This window comes from Achromobacter xylosoxidans (assembly GCF_014490035.1).
Classification (GTDB): Bacteria; Pseudomonadota; Gammaproteobacteria; order Burkholderiales; family Burkholderiaceae_B; genus Achromobacter; species Achromobacter bronchisepticus_A.
This window is the reverse complement of sequence record NZ_CP061008.1, coordinates 6,329,885-6,347,655: the sequence shown is the minus strand read 5'-3', so window position 1 is coordinate 6,347,655 and position 17,771 is coordinate 6,329,885. Positions and strand designations below refer to the sequence as shown.

Sequence of the window (17,771 nt, the reverse complement as noted above, 5' to 3'; positions counted from 1 at the left end):
CCTTCCTACTGCGCGGGCCGCGCGCGGCCGGATAGCTCCATGAAGCGCGTTCTGGGCACCCTCTACATCCTGGGCCTGACGATGGTGATGTTCGCGCTCACCATGCTGATCCCGCTGACCGTCGCCTACGTGGGCGGCGACGGCGCGCGCGAGGCCTTCCTGGACGGGTTCCTGATCTCGGTGGGCATAGGCGGGGGCCTGGCCGCGATAACGCGCCGCGCCCGCTGCGAACTGCGGGCGCGCGATGGCTTCGTGCTGGTGTCGGCCGTGTGGGCGGGCCTGCCCCTGCTGGCGGCCATTCCGCTGCTGCTCTACTTCCACGGCGCCGGCTTGCCGCTGTCGTTTACCGGCGCCTATTTCGAGGCCATGTCGGGCCTGACCACCACCGGCGCCACCGTCCTGACCAATCTGGACACCTTGCCCCCGTCGATCAACCTGTGGCGGGCCACGCTGATCTGGATCGGCGGCATGGGCATCCTGGTGCTGGCCGTGGCCATTCTGCCCCTGCTCGGGGTGGGCGGACACCAGGTGGTGCGGGCGGAAACGCCCGGGCCGATGAAGGACGAACGGCTCACGCCCCGCATCGCCAGCACCGCCAAGGCGCTGTACGCGGTCTATTTCGTGTTCTCCATCCTGTGCTTCCTGGCCTATCGGGCGGTCGGGCTGTCGTGGTTCGAGGCCTGGTGCCATATGGCCACCACCATGGGCCTGGGCGGCTTTTCGACCTGGGACGATGGCTTCGCCCATTTCGATTCGGTGGCGGTGGAAATGGTGGCGATGGTGTTCATGCTGATCGCGGGCATCAACTTCGCTACCCACTTCAACGCCTTCCGCCAGCGCAGCGCGCGCGCCTACGTGCGCTGTCCGGAGGCGATTCCCTACCTGGTGGTGGTCTTGGGAGTGGGGCTGGTCATCTCGGTGTTCCTGTTCCTGAAAGGGGTCTATGAAGACCCGCTGCAGGCGCTGCGCTACGGCATGTTCAACACGATTTCCATGGCGACCACCACGGGCTACGCCAATACCGACTTCGCGCAGTGGCCGCTGTTCGCGCCGCTGACCATGCTGCTGCTGTCGGGCTTTGCCACGTCGGCCGGGTCGACCGGGGGCGGCATCAAGATGATCCGGGCGATCCTGCTGGTCAAGCAGGCGCGCAACGAGTTGGTAACAATGTTGCACCCGCACGCGGTCAGCCCGGTGCGTATCAATGGCCGCGCGGTCGAGACCCGCACCATGTCGTCGGTGCTGGCCTTCATGCTGTTCTACGGCCTTTCCATCGCCGTTTTCACCAGTCTGCTGCTCCTGTCCGGCCTGGATCCGATCACCGCCTTCTCGGCCGTTTTCGCCAGCGTCAACAACACCGGTCCTGGCCTGGGCCCGGTCGGCCCCATGGGCAACTTCGCCGTCCTGTCCGATTTCCAGATCTGGGTCTGCACCTTCGCGATGCTGATCGGGCGCCTGGAACTGCTGACGGTGCTGGTGCTGTTCACCCCTATTTTCTGGCGGAAATAGTTCAGGGATAACCCTTATAAGGGTTGTCCCACCCCCTCTCGGAAGCCCCTTGAGCGCTTGCTGTCCGGCCGCCGCAGGCCGGGAGGCCGCGCCGTTTCTATGCCGTGAGCGCTCGCTCACTTTCCTTCACAGGGAAAAACCGATTGCTTCGTGATGTTGCACATAAATGTCACGATTTTCCATCTTCTTGCCACAAAACAGCGGCTATCATGCGTGCACAAGCTGCCGTCTAGTGCCCCCCGGGCTGTTTCCGGGCTTCAAGGTCGAACGGCGCACACCCTCATCAAACATTCAGAAAGGAGTCCGAGATGGAACAGATCCCGTTCATTTCGTCGGCCCCCAACACCCTGGGCATCGAGCTCGAGCTGCAACTGATAGACCCGCGCAGTTTTGACCTGACCGCAGCCTCGGACGAGCTGCTGGCCCAAATGGCCAACCACCCCATCGCCGACCGCGTTAAACCGGAAATCACGCGGTCCATGATTGAACTGAATTCCTCGGTGCACGAGCACCCCATGGGCCTCCTGGCCGAGATGCGCGAAATGCGCGACGCGCTGATCGAAGCGGCGGACGCCGTGGGCGTGTCGGTCGCCGGCGGCGGCGCCCACCCCTTCATGCGGTGGCAGGAACGGTCCATTTCGGACACCCCGCGCTTCCAGTACCTGGCCGAAATGTACGGTTACCTGGCGCGTCAATTTACGGTCTTCGGCCAGCACATCCACCTGGGCGTCAAGAGCGGCGACGATTCCATCAAACTGTTGCGCCGCCTGTCGCCCTATGTGCCGCACTTTATCGCCTTGTCGGCCTCGTCGCCCTATTGCGAGGGGGTGGACACCTTGTTTTCGTGCTCGCGCCTGAACGCGGTCAACAGCTTCCCGCTGGCCGGCCACATGCCGCCCGAAGTGAAGGACTGGTACCAGTTCGAGGCCCATCTGGCGCAGCTGCGCGCCTATGGCCTGGCGGAAAGCATCAAGGACCTGTACTGGGACATTCGTCCCAAGCCGGAATTCGGCACCGTCGAAATCCGCGTATGCGACACGCCGCTGACGGTCGAGCGGGCTTGCCAGCTGGCAGCCTTCGCCCAGGCCCTGGCGGTGCTGCTGATGCGCGAGGGCGACCCGGGCGACGGCGCCTGGCTGTCCTACCGCAGCAACCACTTCCAGGCCTGCCGCTTCGGTCTGCAGGGCAGCTACGTGACGCCGGACGGCCAGCGTCTGCGGCTGATGGACCACCTGCGCAACCTGTTCCAGCGCCTGATGCCGGTGGCGGAAGAGCTGGGCACGGGCGACATGATCGCTGCCCTGCGCGACGAATCCATGCGCAGCGGCAACGATTCCCGCTGGCTGCGCAGCCAGTTCCACCGCTTGCGCGACCTGCCGCTGGTGGTGGAGGCCATGTCGAACGCCTGGCGCGGCGCGGCCTCGCCTGGCGTAGGGCCCGCGGAACCGACGGCAGTCTTGAGGCGCCGTATTCGCGCAACCTCAGAGCCTATGTCGGCGCTGCCGGCTTCCGAGCCCGGGGTCAGCGTGCCGATGCCGGAACGGCTGCACTAGGCGGGAAGGCCGGCGCTCGCAAGGCGCCGGCTCCGCCGGTCAGCCTCTGCCGCCCCGATCAGGGCGCGCGGTGCCGGCCGCCAATCGCGCTGACCGACAGCCGGGTTTCACCGGCCACGGTGCGATGCGCGGCGGCGCGCCAGGCGTGGCCGTAGGCGACTTCAATGCTCAGGACAATCAGGCCGTCGGGCCGGCGCTGCGCTTCCAGTGCGGCGCAGAGGCGGTCGCGCCAGTCGCGGCCCACCAGCCCGCCGCGCCGGCCTTCGGCCGGGTTGCCACCCAGCGCGCGCACGTCCTGCAGCAGCTTTTCCGGGCTGCGGTAGGTCAGGGTCAGGATCTCCTGGTCCATGACCGGATCCGCGAAGCCGTTTTCCACCAACAGGTCGCCGAAATCATGCATGTCCACGAAGGACGGCGTGGCCGTGCGCAGTCCGGCATCGTCCAGGGCCTGGCGCAGCTCGCGCAGCGTGGCCGGCCCCAGACAGGAGAACATCGCCAGCCCGCCGACTTTCAGGACGCGCCGCCATTCCGCCAGCACGGCGTGCGGGGCGCGGTGCCAGTGCATGGCCAGGTTGGACCACACCAGTTCGAGTGATTCGGGCGCCAGGCCCGTCGCCGCCAGGTCGGCATTGACGAAGGCAGGGGCGGCCGGGCCGCGGCGCGCCAGCTTGCCGATCCAGGCCGACAGGCCGGCGGGGGCGTAGCGCTTGCGCGCCTGTTCCAGCAGCGGTTCGCAGTTGTCCAGGCCGGTATAGGCGGCGTCGGGATAGCGTTCGCGCAGCAGCGGCAGGTTGTCGCCTGCGCCGCAGCCTGCGTCCAGCATGGCTTGCGGCTGGACCCGAATGTATTGCAGGCGGCCCAGCATGCGGCGGGCGACTTCCCCGTACAGGAACTGGGCCTCGGCCAGGTCGCCGCGGCGGGCGAATTGCCGGGGTACGTCAGCGCTGACGATGGGCAGGGAGGGGAGCGTTGCGGATTCTGGCAGGGACATTTCGGTCGCGCCCGCGTCTGCAACACGGGCGGATCATGGTTTCATGAGGGATGGCATCCATTATTGCGCATCCCGGCCGCGGCTTCCGATTGCCCCTACGGGCCATGGGGCGGTGGCTGCTGTCGCGGGTCGGTTGCGATTGCCCCTTGTGCGGCGCCCGGGTGGCGGGTGCGCAGCTTTGCGCGGGCTGCGAGGCGGATATCTGCGGGGATGCTCTCCACCGGGCCGGGGCCGGGGCCGGGGCCGGGGCCGCGGCCCCGGCCGTCGCGCGCGGCCATGCTCCGCGCCGCTGCCCTTTTTGCGCCCTGCGGTTGCGTCCGGACGCGCCGCACTGCGCCGCCTGCCTGGGCGCGCCCCGGGCGTTTTCGCGCACGATTGCCGCCTTCGACTACGCGCCGCCCGCCGACACCCTGATCCTGATGCTGAAGACCCGCCTGCGGCTCAGCATGGCGCCGGTGTTGGCCCGGTTGATCGCGGCTGCCGTCGCCCGCGACGGTCCGGTACCGGACGGCGCCTTGCTGGCGGCCGTTCCCGCCAGCCGCGCATCGCTGCGCCAGCGTGGCATGAATCCGGCCGGTGAAATTGCGCGCAGCCTGGCGGCGGAGCTGGGGCTGCCGCTGGCGCGCGGGCTGCTGCGGCGCCGGCGCGAGACGCCCCGGCAGACCGCACAGGGCCGCCAGGCCCGCCGGCTCGGGGCGCAAAACCTGTTCTATTGCGTGGGCGACGTGCGCGGCCGGCAGCTGCTATTGGTGGATGACGTCATGACCACCGGCAGCACCGCCAACGCGGCCGCCGCCGCGCTGCGGGCGGCGGGCGCGGCGGACGTCATGGTGCTGGTGGCCGCGCGCACGCCCTGAGCCGGCCCGCAGGCAAATCGGCGACAATTCCCGGTGTGCGGCGACGTTTCCGCCGCAAGTCGTCCCGAGTCCCGAGCACCATGTTCCATGTCATCCTCGTTTGTCCCGAAATCCCGCCCAATACCGGCAACGCCATCCGCCTGTGCGCCAATACGGGCGCGCAATTGCACTTGGTGCGTCCCTTGGGCTTCGAGCTCGACGACGCCCGCATGCGCCGCGCCGGCTTGGATTACCACGAATGGCAGCCGGTCCGCGTGCATGACACGCTGCAAGAGGCCCTGGCCGATACCGGCGCCGCGCCGTCCAGCATCTACGCGCTGACCACGCACGCGCAGCGCAGCGTGGCGGACATCGGCTTCAAGCCGGGCGACGTGTTCGTGTTCGGCCGCGAAACCGCGGGCCTGTCGGAGGAACATCAGGCGATGTTCCCGCCCCAGCAGCGCCTGCGCCTGCCGATGCGCGCCGGCCAACGCAGCCTGAACCTGTCCAATGCCGTCGCGGTGACGGTGTTCGAGGCCTGGCGCCAGCAGGGGTATGAAGGGGGAGTGTGACGGGGCGCGCTGAATCCGGCGCGCCCGGCCCGTCACGGCTGGGCTGCAATCAGTCCAGCGACAGATTCAACTTCTCGATCACCTGATCCCAGCGCGCCTTTTCATTCTTGATGCGGGCGGTCAGGGCTTCGGGCGTGGACGGCGCGGGCGTGAAGTACTGCAGCGCCAGCTGCTTGCGCACCGCGTCGCTGCCGATGATGCGCGCCAGCTCGCTGTTGAGCCGTTCGACGATGGGCGTGGGCGTGCCGGCCGGAACCAGCACGGCGTTCCAGGAAATGGCTTCAAAGTCCGGATAGCCCTGGGACGCCATCGTCGGCACGCCCGGCAGTGCCTCGCTGGGCTGCAGGCTGGTCACGGCCAGCAGCTTCACCTTGCCGTCGCGCGCCTGGGGCACGGCGATGGCCGGCACCATGAAGCCGGCCTGGACGTCGCCGCCGATGATGGCCGAGATGACCTGCGGGAAGCCGGAATAGGGGATGTGCGCCAGGTCCACGCCCGCGCTTTCCTTGAACATCTCCATCGCCAGGTGGGCCGAGCTGCCCGGGCCGACGGAACCGTAGTTCAGCGAATTGCCGCGGCCCTTCACCAGCGCGACGAAGTCCTTGACGTTATCGACCTTCAGGCTGCTGGGCACGACCAGCACGTTGGGGCTGGTGCCCACCAGCGATACCGGCTGCAGATCGCGCAGCGGGTCGTAGCCCAGCGTCTTCTTGTACAGCGTGGGGGCGGTGACCAGCGGGCCGTTGATCGTGTAGAGCAGCGTGTAGCCGTCCGGCTTGGCCTGCGACACGATGCGGGTGCCGATGTTGCCGCCCGCGCCCGGCTTGTTGTCGATCACGATGGGCTGGCCCAGCGCCTGCGACAGCGGTTCCGAGATGGTGCGCGCCAGGATGTCGGGCGACGAGCCGGGCGGGAAGGGCACGACCATGTGGATCGGACGGTCGGGCCAGTCGGCGTGGGCGGCGGCCGGCAGAATCGCGGCCAGGCTCAGGCACAGGCCGCGTAGCAGCGGGCCGACCCGGAACTTGCGGGCTTGCGTCATGAAGGATGTCTCCTCGGGTTGTGCGGGGTATTTGTTTTTGGGGCGACTCAGTGGGGCCGGTCGTCCGGCGCCGCTTCCGGCTGGCTGGCTACCCCGCTTTCGTAGCGGGCGTCGCGCGCCAGCAGGGCGGACACGGCCGTCATGGGGGCCACGCCGTCGAACAGCACGGCGCAGACGGCTTCGGTGATGGGCAGTTCGACGCCGATGGCGCGGGCGCGGTCCAGCGCAGCGCGCGCGCAGCGCACGCCTTCGGCCGTGATGCCGCTGGCCAGGATGTCGGCCAGCTTGCGGCCGGCGCCGATCTCCAGGCCCACGCGGCGGTTGCGCGACAGCTCGCCGGTCGCGGTCAGGACCAGGTCGCCCAGGCCGGTCAGCCCGGCGAAGGTCTCGGCCTGCGCGCCCAGCGCCACGCCGAAGCGGGTCATCTCGGCCAGGCCGCGGGTGATCAGCGCGGCGCGGGCATTGGTGCCCAGGGCCAGGCCGTCGCCGATGCCGCAGGCGACCGCGATCACGTTCTTCAGCGCGCCGCCCACTTCCACGCCGACCAGGTCGGTGCTGGCATACACGCGCAGCGCCGCGCCATGGAAGGCGGCGGTGGTGGCTTCGCGCAAGGCGGGGCTGTCGCTGGCCACGGTCAGCGCGACCGGCAGGCCCTGCGCGACTTCGCGCGCGAACGAGGGGCCCGACAATGCGCCGCCAGTGGCGCCGGGCAAGGCCTCGCGCATGATTTCATGGGGCAGCCTGGCCGTGTCGGCTTCAAAGCCCTTGCACGTCCAGACGATGGGCGTGTCCTGTAATCCCAGCGCGGGCAGCCGGCGGGACAGCTCGCCGCAGATGGCGGTCAGGCCGGCCACGGGCACGCCCAGCACGATCAGGCGGCGCGCGCCGTCTTCTTGCAGGCTGCGCAGCGTGGCGTCGAGATCGGAGGAGATATTCAGTGCCTGCGGCAGGGCGATGCCTGGCAGGTAGCGCGCGTTTTCGTGCGAGGCCGCCATGTCGGCGGCCTGCGCGGCATCGCGCGCCCAGAGTACGGTGGCGTGGCGGCGGCTGGCGGCCGCCGCCAGCGCGGTGCCCCAACTTCCCGCACCCAGGACGGCGACGCGCAGGCGTGGCTGGATGGGATTTTTCATCGCCGAGCCGCCTCAAGATGAAAAGCGCCCCCACGGGGGGCAGCAAGCCGAAGGCGCGGCGTGGGGGCTCTTTTCATGGGGCGCCGTGGCTGCCTTACTGGCGGGTCGCGCCGGGGGGCAGGATGATGCCCGAGTCGCTGCCGTTGCCATTGGCGGCGCTTTGCTGCTGTTGCAGCTCGGCCAGGCGTTGCTCGTACAGGGCCTGGAAGTTCACTTCGGTCAGGTGCAACGGCGGCATCGAGGTGCGGGTGATCGCGTCGGCGATGTTGGCGCGCAGGTAGGGGTACAGCATGGTCGGGCAGACGATGCCCAGCAGCGGGTCGAGCTGTTCTTCGGGGATGTTGGCGGCCTCGAAGATACCGGCTTGCGTGCCTTCGACCAGGTACACGACCTTCTCGTTGATGCGGGTGGTGACGGTGACGGTGACCGTGGTTTCGAACACGGTTTCAGCCAGGCGTTGGCCGCCCACGGTGATGCTCACCTCGACCTGGGGCGCTTCCTGCTCCAGGAAGACGTGGGGCGCGTTCGGCATTTCCAGCGAAAGGTCTTTCAGGTAGACGCGCTGCAGATTGAACGAGGGCGCGTTGCCGCCTTCTTGCTGGGAGTTTTGGTCTTGATCAGCCATGAGTGTTTCCGTTGGTGGGAGGGGCAAAAAGGGGCGATTAGCTGGCCAGCATGGGGGCAAGGCCACCCGAGCGGTCCAGGGCCATCAGGTCGTCGCAACCGCCGACATGGGTATCGCCGATGAAGATCTGCGGGACGGTGCGCCGGCCGGTGCGTTCGATCATGACGTCGCGTTGGGACGGGTCCCGGTCGATCTGGATGATTTCCAGGTCGGTCACGCCGCGCTGCTCGAGCAAGGCCTTGGCGCGGGCGCAATAGGGACAATAGTCCTTGCTGTACATGACGACTTTATTCATGGGCGCTCCTGTGAGTACAAGAATAGGTAGATGGGGGCGAGGCCCCAGGCTTCAACCCTTCTGGGTCACGGGCAGGCTGGCCGCCGACCAGGCGCGCATGCCGCCTTCCAGCGGCACGACGTCGGCGAAACCCTGGGCGCGCAGCTTGGCGGCGGCGCGGGCCGAATCGCGGCCATTGTCGCAAACCACGACCAGCGGCTTGTTCTTGGGCAGCGAGGCGGCTTTCTGCTCCAGATCGGCAGCCGGCACGTTGCGGGCCTGGGCGATGTGGCCGGCCTGGAACTGTTCGGCGGGACGGACGTCGACCCATACGGCCTGGCGCTGGTTGACCATCTGGATGGCCTCGGTCGTGCTCACGGCCGAACCGGTGCGGCCTTTGCGCAGGGCGGGGATGGCCAGCATGATGCCGGAGATCACGGCAACGGCGACGATGAAGACGTTGTTTTTATCGATCAAGAATTGCAAAAGGTCCACGGGGCATCCTGAAGTGCGGCGACTAGCCTGGTATAGGCAAACCCTGATGCGCCGCGCCGCGGAAATGGGCGGGTGCGCCGGGGCAAAATCAAGGGCAAAATCGCTCAATTATAAAATGAGCGCATTCCTTCACTTTAACCCGCGTTACAAGCGTCCCAAATCATGCACAAACTCGTTCTGATGCGCCACGGCGAAAGCCAGTGGAATCTGGAAAACCGCTTCACCGGTTGGACCGACGTCGACCTCACCGAGACCGGCCGCGAACAGGCCCGCAAGGCCGGCGAACTGCTCAAGAAAGAAGGCTACACCTTCGACCTGGCCTACTCGTCGCTGCTCAAGCGCGCCATCCGCACCCTGTGGATCGCCCTGGACGCCATGGACGCCATGTACACCCCGGTCGGCGTGACCTGGCGCCTGAACGAACGCCACTACGGTGCGCTGCAAGGCCTGAACAAGGCTGAAACCGCCGCCAAGTACGGCGACGAGCAAGTGCTGGTCTGGCGCCGCGCCTACGCCATCGCCCCGGAGCCGCTGGCCCTGGACGACGAGCGCCATCCGCGTTTCGACAAGCGCTACGCCAAGGTGCCGGCCGACCAGCTGCCCGCCACCGAATGCCTGAAGGACACCGTGGCTCGCGTGCTGCCGTTCTGGAACGAATCCATCGCCCCGGCCATCCGCGCCGGCCGCAATGTCCTGATCGCCGCCCACGGCAACAGCCTGCGCGCCCTGATCAAGCACCTGGACAACGTGTCGGACGAAGACATCGTCAACCTGAATATTCCCACCGGCCAGCCGCTGGTGTACGAATTGGATGATGACCTGCGCCCGATCCGCCACTATTATCTGGGCGATGCCGCCGAGATCGAGGCGGCCATGGCTGCGGTGGCAGCCCAGGGCAAGGCTAAGAAGGACTGATATTCCTATGCGTCGCGCGGCAGGGTTGTTGTTGGCGGTCATGTTGACCGGTGGAGCGCTGTCGGCTCGCGCCGCGCCCAATGACCTCGCCGGCCGCCAGTCCGACGCGGAAAAGCAGCAGGCCGCCTTGCGCGACCGCATCGAGAACCTGCAAAAGGATATCGATGACCGCGAGGCTGCCCGCAAGGAAGCCGCCGACGCGCTCAAGCAGTCCGAGTCGGCGATTTCCAAGATCAACCTGCGCCTGCGGGAGCTGGCCGAGGCCAACCGTCAGGCGCAGGCCGACCTGACCGGCCTGGAAAAACAGATCGGCGCCCAGCAGGTGGTGCTGGCCAAGCGCCGCACCGAACTGGCCGAACAGCTGCGCACCCAGTACACCAGCGGCCTGTCACCCTGGACCGCCCTGTTGTCCGGCGACGATCCCCAGGTGCTGGGGCGCAACCTGGGCTATCTGGATTACGTGTCTCAGGCTCGCGCCAAGGCCGTGCAGGCCCTGCGCGAGGACATCGAGCGCCTGGCCGCCCTTCAGGGGCGCGCCGACGCCCGCCGCGCCGAAATCGAAAAAGTCGTGGCCGAGACCTCCGAGCAGAAGACCGCGCTGGTCGGTCAGCAGAAGGAGCGCGCCACGCTGCTGGCCCAGCTGGAAGGGCAGATCGCCGCCCAGCGTGCCGAAGCCAACAAACTGGGACGCGACGACCAGCGCCTGTCGCGGCTCATCACCGATCTGGACGCGGCCATCGCCAAGCAGATCGAGGACGCCCGCCGCGCCGAGGAAGCGCGCAAGCGGGCCGAGGAAGTGCGCCGCGCGGAAGAAGCGCGCCGCGCCGCTGAAGAAGCCAAGAAGCGCGCCGACGCCGAGCGCCGCGCCGCCGAAGACGCTCGCAAGAAGGCCGAGGCTGACCGCAAGCTCGCCGCCGACAACGCCAAGCAGGCCGCCGACAATGCCAAGCGCGAGCGTGACGCCCGCGATGCCCGCGATGCCGCCCAGGCGCGCGAACAGGTCGAAGCCGCCTCGCGCCAGAACCGCGGTCCCGTGGCGGTGGCCGACCCGGATGCTGCCGGACTGCGCCCGGCCGAGCAGAAGCAGTCGCGGCTGACCACGCCCGAACCGCCGCCTCAGGCCAAACCCGCGGAACCGCCCAAAAAGGCGGAACCTATAGAGGAAAAACCCGCTCCAACCCGTAGTGAGCCCGCTCAGCAGACCCAGACCGCGCGCGCCGCGCCGGTGGGCGGCGGCAACGGCTTGCGCCACGGGCTGTCCATGCCGGTGCGCGGCCAGGTGCAGGGACGTTTCGGGGTCGACCGCCCGGACGGCGGCGTATGGCGCGGAGTGGTGCTGCGCGCGGCTGAAGGCACGCCGGTCAAGGTGGTGGCCCCCGGCACGGTGGTCTACGCCGATTGGCTGCGGGGTTTTGGCAACCTCATCATTGTGGATCATGGGCAGCAATACCTGACCGTCTATGCTTACAACCAAAGTCTGCTCAAACGGGTGGGAGATTCGGTGACGGGTGGCGATACCATCGCCACGGTCGGGGCGACCGGCGGCCAAGTGGAATCCGGCCTATACTTTGAAATTCGCCATCGTGGCGCTCCTGTGGATCCGGCACAATGGCTGGCGCAGTAGATTGATGTCGTTGGTAATTACCAAACCCCATCGGCGAAAACAAAATTCGGGAAGTGTGCATGGGCACTCGTAAGTTTCGCGGTTTCGGTCTGATTGCCATCGGTGCGGTGGCTGGTGTGTTGCTCAGCGTAGGCGTGACTGCGGTCGCCCAGCGCGGCAGCCCTCTGCCACTGGACGAACTCAGGCAGCTGAGCAATGTGTTCGCCGCCATCAAGAACAACTACGTCGAGGCCGTCGACGACAAGACCCTGATCGACAATGCCATCTCCGGCATGGTGTCGAACCTGGATCCGCACTCGGCCTACCTGGACGCCGACGCCTTCCGCGAAATGCAGACGGCCACGCAAGGCGAGTTCGGCGGCCTGGGCATCGAGGTCGGCGCCGAAGACGGCTTCGTGAAGGTCATCTCCCCCATCGAAGATACGCCCGCGGCCCGCGCTGGCGTGATGGCCGGCGACCTCATCATCAAGATCGACGACACGCCCACCAAGGGCATGACGCTCAACGACGCCGTCAAGCTGATGCGCGGCGCGCCCAAGTCGCCGATCACGCTGACCATCATGCGCGCCGACCGTCCGCAGCCCATCGTGCTGAAGATCGTGCGCGACATCATCAAGGTGCGCAGCGTGCGCAGCAAGATGCTGGACAACGGCATCGGCTACGTCCGCGTCGCCCAGTTCCAGGAAAAGACCGGCTCCGACCTGGCCAAGCAATTGAAGGACCTCGGCGCCAAGGAAGCCCCCAAGGGCCTGGTGCTGGACCTGCGCAACGATCCGGGCGGCCTGCTGACCAGCGCCATCGGCGTGTCCGGCGCGTTCCTGCCGCCTGACTCGGTGGTGGTGACCACCGACGGCCGCACTCCCGACGCTCGCCATAAGTACCTGGCCACGCCTTCGGAGTACGCCCGCGGCGAAAGTAACTACCTGGCCGGCCTGCCGGCCTGGACCAAGACCGTGCCGATGGTGGTGCTGGTGAACGTTGGCTCCGCCTCGGCCTCCGAGATCGTGGCCGGCGCGCTGCAGGACCACAAGCGCGCCAAGGTCCTGGGCAACCGCACCTTCGGCAAGGGCTCGGTGCAGGTGATCCTGCCGCTGTCCGAAACCACCGCGGTCAAGCTGACCACCTCGCGCTACTTCACGCCCAGCGGCCGCTCCATCCAGGCCACCGGCATCGAACCTGACTACGTCGTCGCCGACACGGCCGAAGGCGACCTGTTCCGCCTGCCGCGCGAAGCCGACCTGCAGCGCCACCTGTCCAACCAGCAGACCGCCAACGAAGTGAAGTCCAGCGCCGGCGAAGATAACGCCGACCTGCCTGCCAAGGTGTTCGAATTCGGCGGCAAGGACGACTTCCAGCTGCAGCAGGCCTTGAACGTACTGGCCGGCAAGCCCGTGCAGAAGGGTTCGGCCCGCGCCCAGGCCAAGGCTGACGCCAAGGCCGGCGGCGGCACGCCCCAGCGCATGAAGATCACGCCGACCGGAGTCGAGCCCAGCAAGGACAAATGAACGACGAGCAACTGCTGCGCTACGCCCGCCATATCCTGCTCGACGAGCTGGGAATCGAAGGGCAGGAAAAACTGCTGGCGGCGCGTGTGCTCATCGTGGGGGCGGGCGGACTGGGTTCCCCCGCCGCGCTCTACCTGGCCACCGCCGGCGTGGGCGACATCACCCTGGCCGACGACGACGTCGTCGAGCTGAGCAACCTGCAACGCCAGATCCTGCATACCACCGCGAGCGTCGGCCGTCACAAGGCCGAGTCGGGGCGCGACATGCTGGCGGCCTTCAATCCGCAGACCCGTGTTCATGCCCGCGTCGAGCGGCTGGAAGGCCAGGCCCTGTCCGACGCCGTCGCCCAGGCAGACCTGGTGCTGGACTGCACCGACAACTTCGCCACCCGCCACGCCATCAACCGCGCCTGCGTGCAGCACCGCAAGCCGCTGGTGTCGGGCGCCGCGATCCGCTTCGACGGCCAGGTCAGCGTCTATGACCTGCGCGATGACAACGCGCCCTGTTACCACTGCCTGTTCCCGGAAGCGGACGACGTCGAGCAAGCCAATTGCGCCACGATGGGCGTGTTCGCCCCGGTCGTGGGCATCATCGGCAGCATGCAGGCCGCAGAGGCCCTGAAACTGCTGTCCGGGGTGGGCGAAAGCCTGTCGGGCCGGCTGTTGTGGCTGGACGTGCGCACCATGCAATGGCGCAGCGTCAACGTTCAGCGCGACCCGGAATGTGCCGTCTGCGGCCATCGTGGGCACTGATTTCCTACCCGGGATTGGCCCCGCGGACAATATAAAACGCTTGTAATACCTGCTATAACGCCAGCCAGCCTACCCGAAAGCGGGTAGATGGCCTGGGGTTACCGCGTGGATACAGCACTGAAGTTCAGTTTGCCCAAATGGCGCCTGACGCGTTGGCTGACGCATTCCGGGCACGATACCCCTGCGGACATCCGTTCGGCCCTGATCGCCAGCCTGTTCGGCACGCTGCCCATTTTCGCCGGCGGCGTCATCAACACCCTGATGATCTCCGGCGTGGTCGCCTGGCGTCGCCCAGAGCCGTTGTATCTGTCCTGGCTGGCGCTGGAGGTGGCGCTGGCGCTGGTCCGCGTGCTGATCCTGCGGTCCGCCTTGCGTGCCGCGGCCAAGGGCGGCAATACCCATACCGACATCTACATCCTGCTGGCCCTGTTGTGGGCGTTCAGCGTGGGCTATGGCGTCTTCGTCACTTTCATCAACGGCGACTGGCTGGCTGCCACCTTGGCCGGGGTGTCTTGCGGGGCCATGGCCGGCGGCATCTGCTTCCGGAACTACGGCGCGCCGCGGCTGGTCGGCGCCATGATCTTCCTGAGCCTGGGGCCGATGTGCCTGGGCGCGGCCTTTACCGGCGAATACGTCACGGCCATCGTCTTCATCCAGATCCCGTTCTATCTGGTCAGCATGAGCGTCGCCTCGCACCGGCTCAATCGCATCCTAGTATCCACCATGCTGGCCGAGCGCGCCAGCGAACGCCGCGCCAGCGAAGACGCGCTGACCGGCCTGGCCAATCGCGCCGGCCTGCAGGCCGCGCTGGAACGCGTCTGCACCAGCGCGCGCGGCCAGGACAGCTCCGCAGCGCTGCTGTACATGGACATGGACGACTTCAAGCTCATTAACGACACCTACGGCCATGCCGCCGGCGACCAGGTGTTGATGACCATCGCCCAGCGCATGCGCTCCATGCTGCGGGTGGATGACGTGGCGGCGCGGATCGGCGGCGACGAGTTCATCGTGCTGGTGACCGGCATCGACGCCACGGCCGCCCTGCGGCTGGGCGAGCACCTGCTGCACGACGCCTCCCAGCCGATCACCCTGGCGGATGGCACGCGGGTCAGCGTCGGCCTGTCGATAGGCATTTCCATCGTGTCCGGCGCCAACCGCAGCCCGGAAGCTGCCATGCATTCCGCCGACGCCGCCCTCTACCGCGCCAAGGCGCAGGGCGGCCGCTGCTGCGCCGTGGCGGGAGCGGACGAAGTCGAGAATACCGTGCCGGACGGCGAACCCGCCGTCGCCTGATCCACCGCGCCCGCGGCAGCCCATCAAGCTTGAAGCCGATCTGGACGCGGCTTCTTTCTTGAAGGTTATCAGATAACCTGAGAAGTGTGCCTATAATGCCCGGATGCTGACCAAGAGCCTCACCTTGACCGAACAGGTCGCCCGCCAGATCGCCGCCGACATCGCCGGGGGCGCCTATCCCATTGGCGCCAAGCTGCCGGCGGGCCGCGTGCTGGCTGAGCAATACGGCGTCAGCGCCGCAGTCATCCGCGAAGCCACTGAACGGCTGCGCGCCCAGGGCCTGATCCAGAGCCGGCAGGGGTCCGGCAGCACCGTGCTGTCGCGCACCGGCGCACAGGGCTTCCAGCTATCCGCCGGCATCGCCGTGGACCGCAAGCAGCTGGCCGGGGTCTACGAACTGCGCATGGAGCTGGAAGGCGGCGCGGCCGCGCTTGCCGCGCTGCGGCGCGACGATGCGGACCTGGCTGCCATGGCGAGCGCCCTGGCCGACCTGGAATCGCATCTGGACGACCCGGAGCAGGGCGTGGAACACGACATCGCCTTTCACCGCGCCATCGCCGCCGCCACGCACAACAGCTGCTACCAGGACCTGCTGCAGTATTTGAACCTGCAGCTCAGGCTGGCGGTCAGCACCGCGCGCAGCAATAGCCGGCTGCAAGCCGGCCTGACGGCCGCCGTGCACCAGGAACACGTGGCCGTGTTCGAGGCCATCCGCGCCCGCGATCCCGAACGGGCGCGGCACGCCGCCGCCCGCCATCTGCAACAGGCGGCCAGCCGCCTGCAACTCGATCTCCTCTCTCCCGCCGCAAGGCAGACATCATGAGCGCATCCGACTTTACGCAACGCCTGGTCCAGGCCCTGGGCCCTGACACCGTCATCACCGCCGAGGCCGACATCGCGCCCTGGTTGTCCGACTGGCGCGGCCTGTACAAGGGCAACGCGCAGGCGGTGGTGCGCCCGCGCACGACCGCCGAGGTCTCCACCTGCCTGGCGCTGTGCCAGGAGGCAGGCGTGCCGGTGGTGCCGCGCGGCGGCAACACCGGCCTGTGCGGCGGCGCCACGCCGGATGCCGCCGCGGGCAACGTGGTGCTGAGCCTGGACCGCATGAATGCGGTGCGCTCCATCGACACCATCGCCAACACCATGGTGGCCGAGGCCGGCGCCATCCTGGGCAACTTGCGCCGCGCCGCGCAGGACGCTGGCCGTCTGCTGCCGCTGAGCCTGGCGGCGGAAGACTCCAGCCAGATCGGCGGCAACGTCGCCACCAACGCGGGCGGCGTGAACGTGGTGCGCTACGGCATGGCGCGCGAACTGGTGCTGGGCCTGGAAGCCGTGCTGCCCGCGGGCGAGATCTTTCACGGCCTGCGCACGCTGCGCAAGGACAATACCGGCTATGACCTTAAGCAATTGCTGATCGGTTCCGAAGGCACGCTGGGCGTCATCACCGCCGTTGCCTTGCGCCTGTTCCCGCGCACCGACGTGCGCTCGGTGGTGCTGGCCGCCGTCGAATCGCCGATGCAGGCGCTGCAACTGTTCGAGATCCTGTTCGAGCAATGCGGCGCGCGGCTGCAGGCATTCGAATACTTCTCGGGCGATTGCCTGGACCTGGTGCTGACGCATGCCGCAGGCGTACAGGAACCTTTTGCTCAGCGCTATCCGGCCTATGTGCTGGTGGAGCTGGCGGACACGGCCGACGAGGCCGCGCTAAACGGCCTTGTTGAAAACGTGATCGGCACGGCGCTGGAGCGTGGCCTGTGCCTGGACGCGGCCGTTTCCGCATCGCTGGCGCAATTGCAGGCGCTATGGAAGCTGCGCGAGGAAATCTCCGAAGCCCAGCGTGCCGACGGCCCGCACCTGAAGCACGACGTGTCGCTGCCGATCGAACACATTCCCGCTTTCATGGAATCCGCTGAAGCGCGCGTGCGCGCGCTGTACCCGGACATCCGCCCCTTCATCTTCGGCCACTTCGGCGACGGCAACCTGCACTACAACCTGTCGCGTCCGGCGGGCGCCGACCGCGACTGGGTGGCGGTGCATGGGGCGGGGATCACGGACGCGGTGCTGGACGAGGTCAATCGCTATGGCGGGAGCATTTCGGCTGAGCACGGGATCGGGCAGCTGAAGCGGGATCATTTCCTGCATAGCAAGGATGCGCTGGAGTTGCGGTTGATGCGGGAAATCAAGGCTGTGTTGGATCCTGCGGGGATTATGAATCCTGGGAAGTTGCTGTAGTTTTTTTGGGGCGTTTTTGAGCGGAGCTTCGTCGGTGTGCATGAGCGAAGCTTCGTAGGCCGCACGGCGGCGCTGGCGGTGTGGCGGCGAGCGCCCACGATTGCGGTCCGGAGCCTTCGCTCCGGACTGCCCCGTTGTCATCCTCGTCCAGGCCTTCGGCCTTCCCTTCGGATTCCCTCGGGCGCATCGAGGTTGCTCGCCGCCACACCGCCAGCGCCGCCGTGCTACCTGCGTCTTGGCCTGTCGCATCGCTAGAGCCGTGTTCAGTGTCGAGTCTTGCGAGGCCTGCTCATTGCGGCCGCCCGGGCGGCCGTAATGAGCATGCGCGCTTGCGTGCGTCGTGAGGGGGGCGCTGGCGCGAGTGCGACGGGTGGTTTGCTGGTGGGTGTCGCCGTTTTGGGGGAGGGGCGGTGATGGGCGGCA

The 17,771-nt window shown here is 67.6% G+C and carries 17 protein-coding genes; 11 read left to right on the top strand and 6 right to left on the bottom strand.

The features are described from left to right. The first annotated feature begins 39 nt into the window (after positions 1–39). Together IAG39_RS29440 and IAG39_RS29435 are read left to right on the top strand one after the other, a co-directional pair. Positions 40–1,509, top strand: coding sequence for a TrkH family potassium uptake protein (locus IAG39_RS29440; protein ID WP_118935230.1), 1,470 nt, complete (start codon positions 40–42; stop codon positions 1,507–1,509). A gap of 308 nt (positions 1,510–1,817) precedes the next feature. After that, on the top strand, positions 1,818–3,062 hold the full coding sequence (locus IAG39_RS29435; protein WP_059378196.1) for a YbdK family carboxylate-amine ligase: 1,245 nt from the start codon (positions 1,818–1,820) through the stop codon (positions 3,060–3,062). Positions 3,063–3,120: 58 nt separating this feature from the next. Here the strand turns inward: IAG39_RS29435 and IAG39_RS29430 are convergent, their stop codons facing one another. Beyond that, on the bottom strand, positions 3,121–4,053 hold the full coding sequence (locus tag IAG39_RS29430; RefSeq protein WP_059378194.1) for a methyltransferase domain-containing protein: 933 nt from the start codon (positions 4,051–4,053) through the stop codon (positions 3,121–3,123). A 311-nt stretch (positions 4,054–4,364) separates the two neighbouring features. On the opposite strand from IAG39_RS29430, the gene IAG39_RS29425 reads away from it, so the two are divergent. Next, on the top strand, positions 4,365–4,910 hold the full coding sequence (locus IAG39_RS29425) for a ComF family protein (RefSeq protein ID WP_316253296.1): 546 nt from the start codon (positions 4,365–4,367) through the stop codon (positions 4,908–4,910). Between the two features lie 80 nt (positions 4,911–4,990). Beyond that, on the top strand, positions 4,991–5,461 hold the full coding sequence (locus IAG39_RS29420) for a tRNA (cytidine(34)-2'-O)-methyltransferase (RefSeq protein WP_013396662.1): 471 nt from the start codon (positions 4,991–4,993) through the stop codon (positions 5,459–5,461). A 49-nt stretch (positions 5,462–5,510) separates the two neighbouring features. Here IAG39_RS29420 and IAG39_RS29415 read toward each other — a convergent pair whose 3' ends face one another. The 5 genes from IAG39_RS29415 to IAG39_RS29395 all read right to left on the bottom strand — a co-directional run bounded on the left by IAG39_RS29415 (position 5,511) and on the right by IAG39_RS29395 (position 9,027). Continuing rightward, positions 5,511–6,503 (bottom strand): Bug family tripartite tricarboxylate transporter substrate binding protein, encoded by a 993-nt coding sequence (locus tag IAG39_RS29415; RefSeq protein ID WP_059378192.1) that lies wholly within the window; start codon positions 6,501–6,503, stop codon positions 5,511–5,513. A 47-nt stretch (positions 6,504–6,550) separates the two neighbouring features. Next, positions 6,551–7,633: an NAD(P)H-dependent glycerol-3-phosphate dehydrogenase gene (locus IAG39_RS29410; protein ID WP_118931592.1), complete on the bottom strand. Its 1,083-nt coding sequence runs from the start codon at positions 7,631–7,633 to the stop codon at positions 6,551–6,553. Positions 7,634–7,727: 94 nt separating this feature from the next. After that, complete coding sequence (gene secB / locus IAG39_RS29405; protein ID WP_059378188.1) at positions 7,728–8,258, bottom strand: protein-export chaperone SecB; 531 nt, start codon at positions 8,256–8,258, stop codon at positions 7,728–7,730. Positions 8,259–8,295: 37 nt separating this feature from the next. Then, positions 8,296–8,553: a glutaredoxin 3 gene (grxC, locus tag IAG39_RS29400; protein ID WP_054457721.1), complete on the bottom strand. Its 258-nt coding sequence runs from the start codon at positions 8,551–8,553 to the stop codon at positions 8,296–8,298. A gap of 51 nt (positions 8,554–8,604) precedes the next feature. Beyond that, the gene (locus IAG39_RS29395) at positions 8,605–9,027 is read right to left on the bottom strand and encodes a rhodanese-like domain-containing protein (RefSeq protein WP_059378185.1); all 423 of its coding nucleotides are present in this window, start codon (positions 9,025–9,027) and stop codon (positions 8,605–8,607) included. 162 nt (positions 9,028–9,189) lie between these two features. Here IAG39_RS29395 and gpmA point away from each other — a divergent pair, with 162 nt between their 5' ends. From gpmA to IAG39_RS29360, 7 genes are all read left to right on the top strand, one after another. Continuing rightward, positions 9,190–9,942 (top strand): 2,3-diphosphoglycerate-dependent phosphoglycerate mutase, encoded by a 753-nt coding sequence (gene gpmA, locus IAG39_RS29390; RefSeq protein WP_059378183.1) that lies wholly within the window; start codon positions 9,190–9,192, stop codon positions 9,940–9,942. 7 nt (positions 9,943–9,949) lie between these two features. Next, positions 9,950–11,566, top strand: coding sequence for a murein hydrolase activator EnvC family protein (locus IAG39_RS29385; protein WP_118931593.1), 1,617 nt, complete (start codon positions 9,950–9,952; stop codon positions 11,564–11,566). A gap of 59 nt (positions 11,567–11,625) precedes the next feature. Next, positions 11,626–13,071: a S41 family peptidase gene (locus IAG39_RS29380; RefSeq protein ID WP_059378178.1), complete on the top strand. Its 1,446-nt coding sequence runs from the start codon at positions 11,626–11,628 to the stop codon at positions 13,069–13,071. Continuing rightward, complete coding sequence (locus IAG39_RS29375; protein WP_059378175.1) at positions 13,068–13,823, top strand: HesA/MoeB/ThiF family protein; 756 nt, start codon at positions 13,068–13,070, stop codon at positions 13,821–13,823. The genes IAG39_RS29380 and IAG39_RS29375 overlap by 4 nt, the downstream gene beginning before the upstream one ends. Positions 13,824–13,928: 105 nt before the next feature. Further along, a complete protein-coding gene (locus IAG39_RS29370) occupies positions 13,929–15,116 on the top strand; it encodes a GGDEF domain-containing protein (RefSeq protein ID WP_118931687.1) in 1,188 nt (395 codons plus the stop codon). A 103-nt stretch (positions 15,117–15,219) separates the two neighbouring features. Then, positions 15,220–15,939, top strand: coding sequence for a FadR/GntR family transcriptional regulator (locus IAG39_RS29365; RefSeq protein WP_118931594.1), 720 nt, complete (start codon positions 15,220–15,222; stop codon positions 15,937–15,939). Beyond that, entirely contained in the window at positions 15,936–17,348 is a 1,413-nt protein-coding gene (locus IAG39_RS29360; RefSeq protein WP_118931595.1) for an FAD-binding oxidoreductase, read from the top strand. The genes IAG39_RS29365 and IAG39_RS29360 overlap by 4 nt, the downstream gene beginning before the upstream one ends. The last annotated feature ends 423 nt before the right edge of the window (positions 17,349–17,771 follow it).